At 62.3% G+C, this 13,898-nt stretch carries 14 protein-coding genes; all 14 read left to right on the top strand.

Going from position 1 to position 13,898, the window contains the following annotated elements:
* The first annotated feature begins 6 nt into the window (after positions 1 to 6).
* The 14 genes from AC30D7_RS18180 (at position 7) to AC30D7_RS18115 (ending at position 13,888) form a co-directional block, all read left to right on the top strand.
* Positions 7 to 741 carry a glycosyltransferase family 2 protein gene (locus AC30D7_RS18180; protein WP_490134979.1) on the top strand — a complete coding sequence of 245 codons (735 nt, stop codon included), beginning with the start codon at positions 7 to 9 and terminating at the stop codon, positions 739 to 741.
* Positions 738 to 1,685 (top strand): lysophospholipid acyltransferase family protein, encoded by a 948-nt coding sequence (locus AC30D7_RS18175; RefSeq protein WP_019581879.1) that lies wholly within the window; start codon positions 738 to 740, stop codon positions 1,683 to 1,685. The genes AC30D7_RS18180 and AC30D7_RS18175 overlap by 4 nt, the downstream gene beginning before the upstream one ends.
* Positions 1,666 to 3,210 (top strand): HAL/PAL/TAL family ammonia-lyase, encoded by a 1,545-nt coding sequence (locus AC30D7_RS18170; RefSeq protein WP_253417116.1) that lies wholly within the window; start codon positions 1,666 to 1,668, stop codon positions 3,208 to 3,210. Before AC30D7_RS18175 ends, AC30D7_RS18170 begins: the two co-directional genes overlap by 20 nt.
* Positions 3,203 to 3,628 carry an acyl-CoA thioesterase gene (locus AC30D7_RS18165; protein WP_305424017.1) on the top strand — a complete coding sequence of 142 codons (426 nt, stop codon included), beginning with the start codon at positions 3,203 to 3,205 and terminating at the stop codon, positions 3,626 to 3,628. The genes AC30D7_RS18170 and AC30D7_RS18165 overlap by 8 nt, the downstream gene beginning before the upstream one ends.
* A gap of 146 nt (positions 3,629 to 3,774) precedes the next feature.
* Positions 3,775 to 4,341, top strand: coding sequence for an outer membrane lipoprotein carrier protein LolA (locus AC30D7_RS18160; protein ID WP_064615943.1), 567 nt, complete (start codon positions 3,775 to 3,777; stop codon positions 4,339 to 4,341).
* Positions 4,325 to 6,664: an MMPL family transporter gene (locus AC30D7_RS18155; protein ID WP_490134978.1), complete on the top strand. Its 2,340-nt coding sequence runs from the start codon at positions 4,325 to 4,327 to the stop codon at positions 6,662 to 6,664. Before AC30D7_RS18160 ends, AC30D7_RS18155 begins: the two co-directional genes overlap by 17 nt.
* Positions 6,664 to 7,821 carry a sodium:proton antiporter gene (locus tag AC30D7_RS18150; RefSeq protein ID WP_490135034.1) on the top strand — a complete coding sequence of 386 codons (1,158 nt, stop codon included), beginning with the start codon at positions 6,664 to 6,666 and terminating at the stop codon, positions 7,819 to 7,821. Before AC30D7_RS18155 ends, AC30D7_RS18150 begins: the two co-directional genes overlap by 1 nt.
* The gene (locus AC30D7_RS18145) at positions 7,808 to 9,055 is read left to right on the top strand and encodes an NAD(P)/FAD-dependent oxidoreductase (RefSeq protein WP_490134977.1); all 1,248 of its coding nucleotides are present in this window, start codon (positions 7,808 to 7,810) and stop codon (positions 9,053 to 9,055) included. The genes AC30D7_RS18150 and AC30D7_RS18145 overlap by 14 nt, the downstream gene beginning before the upstream one ends.
* The gene (locus tag AC30D7_RS18140) at positions 9,052 to 9,777 is read left to right on the top strand and encodes a class I SAM-dependent methyltransferase (RefSeq protein ID WP_490134976.1); all 726 of its coding nucleotides are present in this window, start codon (positions 9,052 to 9,054) and stop codon (positions 9,775 to 9,777) included. The genes AC30D7_RS18145 and AC30D7_RS18140 overlap by 4 nt, the downstream gene beginning before the upstream one ends.
* A complete protein-coding gene (locus AC30D7_RS18135) occupies positions 9,777 to 10,289 on the top strand; it encodes a hypothetical protein (protein ID WP_490134975.1) in 513 nt (170 codons plus the stop codon). The genes AC30D7_RS18140 and AC30D7_RS18135 overlap by 1 nt, the downstream gene beginning before the upstream one ends.
* Positions 10,286 to 11,482 carry a beta-ketoacyl-[acyl-carrier-protein] synthase family protein gene (locus AC30D7_RS18130; protein ID WP_490134974.1) on the top strand — a complete coding sequence of 399 codons (1,197 nt, stop codon included), beginning with the start codon at positions 10,286 to 10,288 and terminating at the stop codon, positions 11,480 to 11,482. The genes AC30D7_RS18135 and AC30D7_RS18130 overlap by 4 nt, the downstream gene beginning before the upstream one ends.
* Complete coding sequence (locus AC30D7_RS18125; RefSeq protein ID WP_490134973.1) at positions 11,479 to 11,934, top strand: hotdog family protein; 456 nt, start codon at positions 11,479 to 11,481, stop codon at positions 11,932 to 11,934. The genes AC30D7_RS18130 and AC30D7_RS18125 overlap by 4 nt, the downstream gene beginning before the upstream one ends.
* On the top strand, positions 11,934 to 12,662 hold the full coding sequence (fabG, locus tag AC30D7_RS18120; RefSeq protein ID WP_490134972.1) for a 3-oxoacyl-ACP reductase FabG: 729 nt from the start codon (positions 11,934 to 11,936) through the stop codon (positions 12,660 to 12,662). The genes AC30D7_RS18125 and fabG overlap by 1 nt, the downstream gene beginning before the upstream one ends.
* Positions 12,662 to 13,888, top strand: a complete 1,227-nt coding sequence (locus AC30D7_RS18115; RefSeq protein ID WP_019581869.1) for a beta-ketoacyl-ACP synthase — start codon at positions 12,662 to 12,664, stop codon at positions 13,886 to 13,888. The genes fabG and AC30D7_RS18115 overlap by 1 nt, the downstream gene beginning before the upstream one ends.
* Positions 13,889 to 13,898 lie beyond the last annotated feature (10 nt).

Genomic DNA, 13,898 nt, shown 5'->3' with positions numbered 1-13,898 from the left:
TTTCGGATGCATAACCCCTGTGCCGTAATCCCGGTCTACAACCACGAAACCGCAATCACTGCCGTGGTCGATGCGCTGCTTGCCTGCGGCCTGCCCTGCATTCTGGTGGACGATGCCAGCAGCCTCGCCTGTGCCAAGGTGCTCGACCAACTGGCCCAGCGCGACAGGGTTTATCTGATCCGGCTCACCGTCAATCAGGGCAAGGGCGGTGCAGTGATGACCGGTCTGCGGGAGGCTTCGCGCCTGGGCTTCAGCCATGCCTTGCAGGTGGACGCCGACGGCCAGCACGACCTGCAAGACGTCAAAGTCTTCATCGAATACTCACGCAACCATCCCGAAGCGGTGATCTGTGGCTATCCGCAATACGACGCCAGCGTGCCGAAAGGTCGTTTGTACGCGCGCTACCTGACTCACGTCATGGTCTGGATCAACACCCTGTCGCTGCAGATTCGCGACTCGATGTGCGGCTTCCGTGTCTATCCATTACCGCCAACCCTGGCACTGATCGACTCGGCCAGGATCGGCAAGCGCATGGACTTCGACTCCGACATTCTGGTGCGCCTGGCCTGGCGCAATCAACCGATGCAATGGCTGAAAACCAGGGTTCATTACCCGCTGGACGGCGTTTCGCATTTCCGGCTGTTCTACGACAACGTACTGATTACGAGCATGCACACCCGGCTGTTCTTCGGCATGTTGCTGCGAGCACCGGTGATCCTCTGGCGACGGTGGCGGGCATGAACGGCAATGTAGACAAACAGCACTGGGCCGATCGCCAGGAACGCGGCAGTTTCTGGCTGATGAAGTTCACCGCATTCTGCGCAAAAGTCCTGGGCCGAAGGCTGCTGAGCCCGCTGCTCTACGGCATCGTGCTGTACTTTTTCCTGTTCGGACGCAGCGCCCGCCAAAGCGCCTGGCAATACCAGCAGCGGCTCGCCGACTGGAGCGGGCGCAGCGAATTGCGTCCGACTCATTGGCGGGTGTTCGGCCAGTTCATGGCCTTCGCCGACTCCATGCTCGACAAACTCGACGTGTGGAACGGCAAGCTGAGCATCGAACAGATCGAAATCATCGACCCGGCGCTGCTGCGCAACAAACTGCGTGGCACCCGCGGGCAGATGCTGGTGGGCGCGCACCTGGGCAATCTCGAGGTCTGCCGGGCACTGGCCGAGATCGGCGAGAAAGTCACCATGAACGTGCTGGTGCACACCAAGCATGCCGAACAGTTCAACCGCCTGCTGGGCGAAGCCGGGGCCACTAATCTGCGGCTGATTCAGGTCAGCGAACTGGACCCGGTGATCATGTTGCAACTGCATGAACGCCTGGAGCGCGGCGAGTGGCTGGCGATTGCCGGCGACCGTGTGCCGCTGCATGGCGGGCGCAGCGTGACGGTGGATTTTCTCGGTCACCAGGCAGCATTCCCGCAAGGCCCGTGGCTGCTGGCCGGTTTGCTGAAATGCCCGGTCAATCTGCTGCTGTGCCTGAAGAAACCCACGGGCGACTATCGACTGACCCTCGAACCGTTTACCGAGGCGGTGGTGTGGAAACGCAGCGAACGCGAACAGGTCATTCATCAGTGGGCCTCCCGCTACGCCGAACGCCTGGGTCACTATTGCCTTGAAGCGCCCCAACAATGGTTCAACTTTTACCCTTTCTGGAAGACCGATGACGACGCCAACGCTTGAGCCGGTAACCTTCGGCGAACTCCCTTTGCGCATCGAAGATGTGCTGGCCCTGGCCAACCGTCAGGTGCCAACGCAGTTGCAGGGCGACCCCGAGTTTCGCCAGCGCATCGCCAAGGGTCCGCAATTCCTTGATTCCCTGCTGGACAAGGAAGGCGTGATCTATGGCGTGACCACCGGTTATGGCGATTCCTGCGTCGTCGCGGTGCCGCTGCACCACGTCGAGGCGTTGCCTCGTCATCTGTACACGTTCCATGGCTGCGGCCTGGGCAAATTGCTCGACGCCCAAGCCACCCGTGCGGTGTTGGCGGCCCGTTTGCAGTCGTTGTGCCACGGCGTGTCCGGAGTGCGCGTGGAGCTGCTGGAACGTCTTCAAGCCTTCCTCGAACACGACATCCTGCCGCTGATTCCGGAAGAAGGTTCGGTGGGCGCCAGCGGTGATCTGACGCCGCTGTCCTACGTCGCCGCAACCTTGTCCGGCGAGCGCGAAGTGATGTTCCGCGGCGAACGCCGGCAAGCGGCTGATGTGCACAAGGAACTGGGTTGGCAACCGCTGGTATTGCGCCCCAAGGAAGCCCTGGCCCTGATGAACGGTACCGCCGTCATGACCGGCCTCGCCTGCCTGGCTTACGCCCGTGCCGATTACCTGCTGCAACTGGCCACGCGCATCACCGCGCTGAACGTGGTCGCTTTGCAGGGCAACCCGGAGCACTTCGACGAGCGCCTGTTCGCCGCCAAACCCCATCCAGGGCAGATGCAAGTTGCCGCGTGGTTGCGCAAGGATCTGGCAATCGATGCGCCGACCGCGCCGCTGCATCGCCTGCAAGACCGTTACTCCCTGCGTTGCGCGCCACACGTGCTCGGTGTGCTGGCCGACAGCCTGAACTGGCTGCGCTCGTTCATCGAGATCGAACTCAACAGCGCCAACGACAACCCGATCATCGACGCCGAAGCCGAACGCGTGCTGCACGGCGGGCACTTCTACGGCGGCCACATTGCGTTCGCCATGGACAGCCTGAAAAACCTGGTGGCGAACGTCGCCGACTTGCTCGACCGGCAACTCGCGCTGCTGGTGGACGAACGCTACAACCATGGTTTGCCGAGCAACCTGTCCGGCGCCCCCGCCGACCGCGCGATGCTCAACCACGGCTTCAAGGCGGTGCAGATCGGCACCAGCGCCTGGACCGCCGAAGCCCTGAAAAACACCATGCCGGCCAGCGTCTTCTCGCGCTCGACCGAGTGCCACAATCAGGACAAAGTCAGCATGGGCACCATCGCCGCCCGCGACGCCATCCGTGTGCTGGAGCTGACCGAACAGGTCGCCGCCGCCACGCTGCTGGCGGCCAATCAAGGCGTGTGGCTGCGCGGCCAGGCTGAAGACGCGCGCCCACTGCCACCGGCCCTGGCCGCGATGCACGAAGAGCTGGCCAAAGACTTCCCGCCGGTCATTGAAGACCGTGCCCTGGAAGGCGAATTGCGCTTGTGCCTGCAACGCATCGCCGAGCAACACTGGAGGCTGCATGCGTAGCAAGGGAGTGCTTCACACCGACACGGAAATCCTCGTCCCGTTCTTTGACGTCGACACCATGAACGTGGTCTGGCACGGCCATTACGTCAAATACCTGGAGGTCGCCCGCTGTGCGCTGCTGGACAGGATCGGCCACAACTACGACGCCATGGTTGCGTCGGGTTACGCCTGGCCGGTGATCGACTTGCAGTTGCGCTATGTGCGCGGCGCCGTGTTCGGCCAGAAGCTGAATGTGCGCGCCAGCCTGGTGGAATGGGAGAACCGACTGAAGATCAATTACCTGATCAGCGACCTTGCAACCGGCGAACGTTTTACCCGCGCTGTTTCAGTGCAGGTTGCCGTCGACATGAGCAGCCGCGAAATGCAGTTGGCTTCGCCCAAGGTGTTTACCGACGCGGTTGAAAGGGTGCTGCCATGAATTTGCGATTCCTTTGTAGCAGCTGGCGAAGCCTGCGTTCGACTGCGCAGCAGTCGCCACCGGATATGCCTGAACGACGGCTTCGCCGCCGGACGCAGCCTCGCAGGCTCGGCAGCTGCTACGGGATTGGTGTGAGCTTGATATTGATGCTGGGCTTTTCTTCGTTGGCCCAGGCCTTCGATCTGCAGCAACTGAGCGATCAACTGGCCAAACCCGATGTGATCCACGGCAACTTCATCCAGGAAAAACACCTGCGCGCCCTGCCCCAGCCGCTGACCAGCAAGGGCACCTTCGTTCTGGCGAAAAATCATGGCCTGCTCTGGCTGCTGAAAACGCCGCTGCAACAGGACTACCGCATCAGCGACAAGGGCATTGCCCGGCGGGATGCCAGCGGCTGGCAAATGCTGCCGAACAAGAGTGCCGGCGCCGAACAGAACCGTTTGTTCCTCGCCGTGCTGCAAGGCGACAGCAGTGGCCTGCAACGGGATTTCGAGTTGTCGCTGAGCGGCGATGCGCAGAACTGGAAGCTGACCCTGACCCCGCGCTCGATGCTGCTCAAGCAGGTGTTCAATCAGATCAACATTGACGGTGGCGAACTGGTGCACAACATCGAACTGCTCGAAACCCAGGGTGACCGAACCCTGTTGCGCATGCAGGACAGCACCAGCGCCCAACCTTTGAGCGATGCGGAGCAACATGACTTTGCCGAGTGAACGGACGCTGCCACGGCTGTTTCTGATCCTGCTGCTGGCGGTGCTCGCGCTTGCCGGTTGGCAGTGGCGCGATGGCGCTCCACTGTCCGCCAACCTGATGGAACTGGTGCCAGGTACCGCGCCGGACGCGCTGGAACTGCGCGCCGAACAACGCATGCAAGAACCGCTGAACCGGGAAATGCTGGTGCTGGTCGGCCATAAAAACCGTCAGCAAGCCATCGCCATGGCGCAAAAAATCGGTGAGCAGTGGCAGGCCAGCGGCGTGTTCGAAAAGGTCCAGTGGAACCTGCAAGCCGACTTGCCAGCGCTGCGCACACAATTGCTGCAAGGCCGACTGGCGATGCTGTCCGCGGCCGACCGCCAGCAACTCATCGAGCACCCCGACGCCTTTATCCAGCAACGGGTGCAAGCCCTGTTCGACCCCTTCACCGGGTTCAGCCTGGTGCCGAGCCAGGATGACTGGCTCGGCCTGACCGGGCGCATCCAGAACAGCCAGCCACAGCGCGGCTCGGTGCAGTTGGACATCGGCAGCGGCGTGCTGGTCGCCGATGCCGACGGCAAGAGCTGGGTGATGCTGCGGGCGCGAACCGTCGGCAACGCATTCGACATGAACCTGCCGCTGCAAGTGGCCGACCTGCTCCAGCACAGTCGCGAAGAAGCCGCCCAGGCGGATGTGCAACTGCTCGCCGCCAGCGGCCTGCTGTATGCCGCCAGCGGTCAACGGCAAGCCGCGCGCGAGATCACCTGGGTCGGCGGCGGCGCCACGATGGGGATTCTGTTGCTGCTGTTGCTGGCCTTCCGGCGTTGGCGGGTGGTGCTGGCGTTCGTCCCGGTGCTGGTGGGCATGCTGTTCGGCGCGGTGGCCTGCGTGGCGCTGTTTGGTCAGATGCATGTGATGACGCTGGTACTGGGCTCAAGCCTGATCGGCGTGGCGGTGGATTATCCGCTGCATTACCTGTCCAAAAGCTGGAGCCTGAAACCCTGGCACAGTTGGCCGGCCTTGCGCCTGACCCTGCCGGGGCTGACGCTGAGCCTGATCACCAGTTGCATCGGCTACCTGGCCCTGGCCTGGACGCCGTTCCCGGCCCTGACCCAGATTGCCGTGTTCTCCGCCGCTGGTCTGCTGGGCGCTTATCTGTCGGCGGTGTGCCTGCTGCCGGCGCTGCTCAAGGGCGCGCAGTTGCGTCCGGCGCAATGGCCGATGCGTATCGCCGAGTCTTTGCTGGCGCTGCGTCAGTCGTTGCTCAAATACGTACGCACGCCGGTATTGCTGGCGCTGCTGATCGCCTTCTGTGTCGGCGGGCTATTGCAGCTGCAGACCAAAAACGACATCCGCCAATGGGTCGGCACGCCACAGCAATTGACCGACGAAGCCCAGGCCATCGCGCGCATCACCGGCTATCAACCCACCAGCCAGTTCTTCCTGGTACGCGCAGCCAATCAGCAGGAGTTGCTCGAACGCCAGACGGCACTGAGCGAGCGCCTGGATCAGTTGGTCAACCTGGAGAAACTCCAGGGCTACCTGTCACTCAACCAACTGGTCAGCCCGCCGAGCGAACAACGCAAAGTGCGTGATGCACTGGGCAAGCTGTCGCAGTTCTGGCAACCATTGCTCGACCTTGGCGTGCCTGCTGACGCGCTGCAAGCCGAGTTGGCGAAGCTACAGGCGCTGCCCACCGAAGATATCGATGCGGCGCTGGCCGGCCCATTGGCCGAGCCCTACCGCACCCTGTGGCTGGGGCCGACCGATAACGGCGTGGCCGCGATGGTCAGCCTGCAAGGCTTGAACAATCCGGCGTTGTTGCGGGTCCAGGCGCTGGACTTGCCGGGTGTGCAACTGGTCGACCGCCTCGGCGACCTGAACAAGGTATTCGCCGCAACTCAAATCAGCGCCGCTGAATTGAAACTCGCCTCCTGCGTGTTGATCGTGCTGGTGCTGATCCTGCCATTCGGTCTCGGTGGCGCACTGCGAATTGTCTCCCTGCCACTACTGGCGGCCCTGTGCAGCCTGGCAAGCCTCGGCTGGCTCGGGCAGCCGCTGACGCTGTTCAGCCTGTTCGGCCTGCTGCTGGTGACAGCCATCAGCGTCGACTACGCGATCCTCATGCGCGAACAGATCGGCGGCGCCGCCGCGAGCCTGTTGGGCACCATGCTGGCAGCCGCAACCACATGGCTATCGTTTGGCCTGCTGGCGGTGTCCAGCACACCGGCTGTGAGCAACTTCGGCCTGTCGGTGAGCCTCGGCCTGGCGTACAGCTTCATCCTGGCGCCGTGGGCCGGACGCCAAGTCCACACCGCCCCGGTTGCGGAGCCAGCAGCATGATGGTCGCGGCGTTCTGGGTCATGGCCCTGGTGTTGTTCGCCATGGCCACCCATGTCGGTAGACGTTTCGGTCTGATTCCGATCGTCAGCCAGTTGTTGCTGGCAACCTTCGGCCTGCCGCTGCTGATGTATTTCTGGATCGAACCGGGCTGGCAACTGAGCGGTGCCGACCTGATCTCGCCGGGTTGGCTGAAGAACCTCTACAGCCTGAGCTTTGCCTTGCTGCTGGGGCACATCCTCAGCGACGTGATCGACCTGCAACTGGATCGCCAGAGCCTGAAAATCGCCCTGCCGAGTTTCTGCATTCCGTTTGCCTGCGGGCTGGCGACAGCGGTCTGGCTACTGCCGCCACAGCCGTGGATCAGCTCGCTGGCGGTCGGTCTGTTGTTCGCCATCACAGCGATTCCGGTGCTGTACCTGTACCTGCGACACATCAACTACCCGCCCGCCGCCACCCGACGCCTGGTGCAGACCGCGATATTGATCGACCTGACCTGCTGGACCCTGTTCGCGCTCGCACAGGGCAGCCTGCACTTGAGCAGCCTGTTGCTGCCGCTGGCCGGCGCCTGTCTGCCGTTGCTGCTGCGACTGCTCGGCTTGCGCCAACCGTTGCTGCATAGCGGCTGCTTCTTTGCCCTATTGGTAGTCGCCGAACACTTCAAGCTCAATGCGCTGATTTTCGGCATTGGTTACCTGCTGTGCATGGCCGCGCTCAAGGTGCCGTTGGTGCTGCCATTGCCGACGGTGTGGATGAGTCGTTTGCAGACCTGGATCGCCATCCCGTTGATCCTCACGTTCGGCATCGTGCAGATCAACGTGCACAGCGCCATCGACAGTCTCGGCGCGGTGCAACTGGCCGCGCTTGTCCTGTTGCCGATTGCCAGCAAATTGTTGGGCAACTGGCTGGGCCTCGGCTGGGCCGGCGTCTCGTTTGAAGGTGCCAGCCGCTGGCGGGAAAGCCTTTTACTGAATATCCGCGGCTTGAGCGAAATCGTCTTTCTCAACCTGCTGCTGCAACAACAACTCATCAGCCCCGAGCTATATTTCGCGCTGATGTTGATGGGCCTGATCGCAACCCTGCTGCCGGCATTCGCCGGTATGCACCGAATCCCTTTGAACATCGCCGCCTCGGCAAGGAGCTCCCGTGCCAACAGTTGAAATGGAACATCGTCAGGTGGTGGTGATCGGTGCCGGCCCCTCGGGCGCTATCGCCGCCGCGCTGCTCAAGCGCAAAGGCCATGATGTGCTGATGATCGAACGCCAGCATTTCCCACGGTTTTCCATCGGTGAAAGCCTGCTGTCCCACTGCCTGGATTTCGTCGAAGAAGCCGGCATGCTCGACGCGGTCAATGCGGCCGGTTTCCAGTTGAAGAACGGTGCGGCGTTCGCCTGGGGCGATCAGTACAGCACTTTCGATTTCGGCGAGACGTTCAGCAATGGCAAGCCGACGACCTTCCAGGTCCAGCGCGCCGACTTTGACAAGCTGCTGGCCGACCAGGCTGAACTGCAGGGAGTCGACGTCCGATACGGCGAAGCCATCGTCAGCGTTGATTTCAGCTTGGCGAAACCGCAGCTCGATGTGCTTCGCGAAGATGGCAGCCAATACCGCGTCGAGGCCGATTTCGTGCTCGATGCCAGCGGCTACGGTCGCGTACTGCCTCGCTTGCTGGACCTTGAGGCACCATCGAACTTTCCGGTGCGCCAGGCGGTGTTCACCCACGTCGAAGACTGTATCGACAGCCCGGCTTTCGAGCGGGAAAAAATCCTCATTACCACCCATCCAACCCAGCGCGACATCTGGTTCTGGACCATCCCGTTCAGCAATGGCCGTTGCTCGGTGGGCGTGGTGGCGGCCGCCGAACACTTCGCAGGCCGCACCGAGAATCTCGACGATTGCCTGCGTGGCTTTATCGCTGAAACTCCAAGCCTGGCCGGGGTGCTTAACAACGCAGTGTGGGATACCCCCGCTCGGACCATCGGCGGCTATTCGGCCAACGTCAAAACCCTGCACGGCCCAGGCTTCGCCTTGTTGGGCAATGCCGCAGAATTTCTCGACCCGGTGTTCTCCTCCGGCGTGACCATCGCCATGCGTTCGGCGAGCATGGCTGCCGGGGTGCTGCACCGCCAACTGCAAGGTGAAAGCGTCGACTGGCAGACCGAATTCGCCGAACCGCTCAAGCGTGGCGTCGACACTTTCCGCTGCTACGTCGAAGGCTGGTACGCCGGGACCTTTCAGGACGTGATTTTCTATCAGGGCGGCACCGAGGAAATTCGCCGCATGATCAGCTCGATCCTCGCCGGTTACGCCTGGGATGAACGCAACCCATTCGTCAGCGAAGCCAAACGTCGACTGCGGATGATCTCGGACCTGTGCGCAAAGGATGCGACATGAGTTATTGGAGCGACAGCTACGTCGAAGAAACCCGTTTCGGCTTCTGGTTCCTGCGCAGCCACACCTGGCAGCACCATGTATTGCGAGTGGCGATCAACGATTTGCGCAGCCTGTTCAGCGAGCCATTGCCCAACAAACCGGTCTTGCTCGACGCCGGCTGCGGCCAGGGCAAGTCGTTCCAGTACCTGCGCCAGACCTTCGCACCCAAACGCCTGATCGGGCTGGATGCCGACCCTCACAGCCTGAACCTGAGCGGAGAAGAAGCGGCCCGCCAGGGCATGGAGGTAGAGCTGATCGGCAGTGACTGCGCGAGCATTAAAGTGCCGGATGCCAGTGTCGATCTGCTGTTCTGTCACCAGACCTTCCATCACCTGGTCGAGCAGGATCAGGCCATGGCCGAGTTCTATCGGGTGCTCAAGCCGGGCGGTTATCTGCTGTTCGCCGAGTCCACCGAGGCTTACATTGATACATGGGTAATTCGCTGGTTATTCCGCCACCCGATGCACGTACAAAAGAGCGCCGCCGGCTACCTGGAGATGATTCGTCGGCAGGGTTTTGAATTCGGCCCGCAAAATGTGTCTTACCCTTACTTGTGGTGGAGTCGCGCCAAGGATTTCGGCCTGCTCGAACGCTTCGGCTTGCGCCAGCCAAAACCCTTCGGCCAACGGGAAGAAACCCTGGTCAATGTGGTTGCGCGCAAGCCCCTTGAAGAGTGTGCCTGATGATCCGTTTCCTGCTTCTGGGTTGTGTCCTGCTGCTGAGCGCCTGCGCCAGCCAGGCACCGCTGCCCGAGCAAAGCCCAAGCCTGACATTGCCGCTGCAACTGCACATCGAACGGCAGATGGCCGAGCAGCGTCAGGACTGGCTGCTGGTGATCCAGCGTGAAGGCCCGAGCATTCGCTGGTCGATGATGGACCCGTTGGGGATTCCCGTGGCACGGCAGAAACTGATCGATGGCCAATGGCAAACCGACGGGCTGCTGCCGCCCAATCCGGAAGCCCGGGAGCTGTTCGCCGCCCTGTTGTTTGCATTGACCCCTGAAGGCGAGTTGCACGGCAACTATCCCGCGGCCCGCCAGCATGACGGACAACGGTCGCTGGCACCGCGCTGGAACATCCGCTACTCACAACCAAGTCTTTCGCAACCAAGCTTTTCACAACCACCGAGCTTTGAATTGAACGTGTCCCAAGGCCCGCACTATCGCGTCACCCCGTTGAGCGGGAGCACGCCATGACCGCTTACCTGAACGCCCTCGGGGTAATCTGCGCCCTCGGCCGCGACAAGCAGGAAGTTGCCCGAAATCTGTTTGCCGGCGATTGCTCGGGCATGCGCAGCGAGGCCGGCCGGGTCGCTGAGCGCTCGTTGCCAGTGGCGGCGGTGCGTGGTGATCTGGCACCGATTCCGCCTGAGCTGGCTCATCAAAGCAGTCGCAACAATCAACTGCTGCTGGAGGCAGCGCTGCAAATTCGCCAAGACATCGAGCAGGCAATCCGGACCTACGGCCGCGACCGTATCGGCGTCATTCTGGGCACCAGCACCTCAGGCATCGACGAGGCCAGCCGCGGTCTGGCCCACTACATCCGTGAACATCACTTCCCCGCCGATTATGACTATCAGCAGCAAGAGCTCGGCGCACCGGCGACGTTTCTCGCCGACTGGCTGCAATTGAGCGGCCCGGCCTATGTGATCTCCACCGCCTGCACCTCCAGCGCCCGCGCACTGATGAGTGCTCAACGGCTGCTCGACCTGGGCATGTGCGATGCTGTGTTGTGCGGTGGTGTCGACAGTTTGTGCAAGCTGACTCTCAATGGTTTCTCAGCCCTGGAAGCGGTGTCCGAACAGCGCTGCAACCCGTTCTCGGCCAACCGCAACGGCATCAACATCGGCGAAGCTGCGGTGCTGTTTCTGATGAGTAAAAGCGCCGGCAGCAGCCGACCGATTGCCCTGCTCGGCAGTGGCGCCAGCTCCGATGCGCACCATATTTCGGCACCGGAACCCACCGGCCGTGGCGCCCAGCAAGCGATGCGCAAGGCGTTGAGCCGCGCAGGCCTGCTGCCCCAACAGATCAGTTATCTGAACCTGCACGGCACCGCCACCCAACACAACGACGCCATGGAAAGCCTGGCTGTGACGGCGCTGTTTCCGCAAGGCGTGCCCTGCTCATCGACCAAACCGATGACCGGCCACACCCTCGGTGCCGCCGGAGCCCTGGAAGCGGCGTTCTGCTGGTTGAGCCTGAGCGCGGATAACTGCGAACATGCCCTGCCCCCCCATATCTGGGACGGCCAGCCCGACCCCGAGTTGCCGGCGTTGCATTGGGTGACCCCGACCGACCACCTGACGTCCATTGCACCCCGCTACCTGATGAGTAATTCCTTTGCCTTTGGTGGCAATAACGTCAGCCTGATTATCGGAGACGCCCCATGATTACCTGGCCGCTCGCCGAACTGCTGCCCCATGCCGGCGACATGATCCTCATCGATCAGATCCTGTCGTTCGACGACGAGCAGATCTATACCCGACTCACCGTCAAGCCCGGTCTGTTCAGTCGCCCCGACGGCAGTCTGCCGGCCTGGGTCGGCATCGAGCTGATGGCCCAGAGCGTTGCCGCTTATGCCGGTTGCCATGCACGCCAGAAAGGCAATGCGGTGGAACTCGGATTCCTGCTTGGCACCCGTAAGTTCGAATGCAACGTGGAACACTTTCCCGCCGGCACCGAACTGATCATCCACGGCATACGCTCGCTGGAAGACGATAACGGCATGGGCGTGTTCGAATGCCACATCACCGCTCCCGGCATCCACGCCACCGCCCGGCTGAACGTGTTCCGCCCGCCTCAAGCCGCTCAATATCTGCACGAACCCCAAGGAGTCGAGTGATGACTGAATCAGTACTGGTCACCGGCTCCAGCCGTGGGATTGGCCGCGCTATCGCGTTGCGTCTGGCCCAGGCCGGACATGACATCGTGTTGCACTGCCGCAGCGGCTTGGCGGACGCCGAAGCCGTCAAAGCCGAAGTCGAGGCGATGGGCCGTAATGCGCGTGTCCTGCAATTCGACGTGTCCGACCGCGCCAGCTGCAAAGCCATTCTCGAAGCCGACGTGGAAGCCCATGGCGCCTATTACGGCGTGGTGCTCAACGCCGGCCTGACCCGTGACGGCGCCTTTCCGGCCCTGAGCGAGGAGGATTGGGACATGGTGATGCGCACTAACCTCGACGGTTTCTACAATGTGCTGCACCCGGTGATGATGCCGATGATCCGTCGTCGCGCCGCCGGGCGGATTGTCTGCATTACCTCGGTGTCCGGGCTGATCGGCAATCGCGGGCAGGTCAATTACAGCGCGTCCAAGGCTGGGCTGATCGGTGCGGCCAAGGCGTTGGCGATTGAACTGGGCAAGCGCAAGATCACTGTTAACTGTGTCGCACCCGGCCTGATCGACACGGCGATGCTCGATGAAAACGTGCCGGTGGAAGAACTGATGAAAATGATCCCCGCACAACGCATGGGCACCCCGGAAGAGGTGGCCAGTGCAGTGAATTTCCTGATGTCGGCGGAAGCTTCGTACATCACCCGGCAGGTTCTGGCCGTCAACGGAGGCCTGTGCTGATGAAGCGCGTCGTCGTCACCGGCATGGCCGGCATCACCTCACTGGGCAGCGACTGGGACACCATCGCCGCCAACTTCGCCGCCAACCGCAGCGGCATTCGTCGCATGCACGAGTGGGATCGCTTTACCGAACTCAATACCCGCCTGGCCGGGCCGATAGACGACTTCCAGGTGCCCGGCCACTGGACGCGCAAGCAGTTGCGCAGCATGGGCCGGGTATCGCGGCTGGCAGTCGGCGCTGCAGAACAGGCCCTGGCGGACGCCGGGCTGTTGGGTGATGAGTCGATCAAGGACGGGCGCATGGGCGTGTCCTGCGGCTCGTCCACCGGCAGCACCGACGAGATCAAGGCGTTCGGCAAAATGTTGCTCAACTCGGTGGCCGAAGGCCTGAACGCCAACTCCTACGTGCGGATGATGCCGCACACCACGGCAGCGAATATCAGCATCTTCTTCGGCCTCACCGGCCGACTGATCCCGACCTCCAGTGCCTGCACCAGCGGTAGCCAGGGCATCGGTTACGCCTACGAGTCGATCAAGTTCGGCCGCCTGCCGCTGATGCTCGCCGGCGGCGCCGAAGAGCTGTGCCCGACCGAGGCCATGGTGTTCGATGCGCTCTACGCCACCAGCCTGAAAAACGATGCCCCGCAAACCAGCCCGCGCCCTTACGACAGCGGCCGCGATGGCCTGGTCATCGGTGAGGGCGGCGGCATGCTGGTACTCGAAGAGCTCGAACACGCCCTGGCGCGTGGCGCCCGCATCCACGCCGAGATCGTCGGTTTCGGCAGCAACGCCGACGGCCAGCATGCCACCCGCCCCGAGCTGATCACCATGCGCCGGGCCATGGAGCTGGCTTTGGAAGACGCCGGGCTCGACCCAAGCGCCATCGGCTATGTAAATGGTCACGGTACGGCGACAGAACAGGGTGACATTGCCGAAACACTGGCGACCAACAGCTTGTTCGGCGAACACATGCCGATCAGCTCGCAGAAGAGTTTCCTCGGCCACACCCTGGGAGCCTGCGGCGCGCTGGAATCCTGGTTCAGCATCGAAATGATGAACCGCGACCTCTACGTGCACACCTTCAACCTCGATGAGGTCGATCCGCAGTGCGGAAAGCTCGATTACCTGCGCGGTGAATTCCGGCAGATGAGCAACCAGTACGTGATGAACAACAACTTCGCTTTTGGTGGGGTCAACACCTCGTTGATCTTCCGCCGCTGGTCGTAAACGAAATACC

The organism is Pseudomonas sp. DF5 (assembly GCF_058148225.1).
The sequence above is the reverse complement of the archived record's forward strand: the minus strand, read 5'-3'. Positions and strand labels throughout refer to the sequence as shown.